The 555-nt window shown below is 73.7% G+C and carries 1 pseudogene; it reads right to left on the reverse strand.

Annotation, left to right across the window (positions count from 1 at the left end):
- Nucleotides 1-417, reverse strand: a pseudogene (locus tag C667_RS23785) (IS21 family transposase); the annotation flags it as partial.
- Between the last annotated feature and the right edge of the window lie 138 nt (nucleotides 418-555).

Genomic DNA, 555 nt, shown 5'->3' on the forward strand with positions numbered 1-555 from the left:
ACGGCGCGCGCGCCCGATCGTCAGGTGCCCGAAGTGCCCCCAGTCGACCTGGGCCTGCTCGCCGGGCAGGGTGCGTAGCCGCAGGTAGGCCTCGGCGCTCGGGCGCGGGCGGTGGCGGGCGATGAGGTGGCGGAAGTGATCGGGGCGCCCGGGGTAACCGCGTGCGCGCACCATGTCGTAGAGCCGCGCGGCCGTAAGGCGCGGAAACTGCGCGAGCGTGTCGTGGAGGAAGGGCAGATAGGGGTCGATCGCCGAGGCGCGCTGCACGGGGCCGTGCCGGGGCAGGCCGGCCTGGGCGAGCACGCGCGCGACGGTGTCGCGGTGCAGCCCGAGCTGCACGGCGATGGTGCCGATGCGCCAGCGCTCGGCGTGGTAGTAGCGCAGGATCTGCGCTTCGTGTTCAGGGGACAGGGCCATGGCGGGGCGGACTCCGTTCGGATCGCGGACAGGGGCGCCGAACCGGGGAGTGCAGGAAGTCCTGACGCACGAACGGGGACAGCACACGGTGGCACAGGTGGCACTGCCCGCTCGCGGACGGTACGGACTCGGGCACGG

Origin of the sequence: Thauera phenylacetica B4P (assembly GCF_000310225.1) — a bacterium.
Classification (GTDB): Bacteria; Pseudomonadota; Gammaproteobacteria; order Burkholderiales; family Rhodocyclaceae; genus Thauera; species Thauera phenylacetica.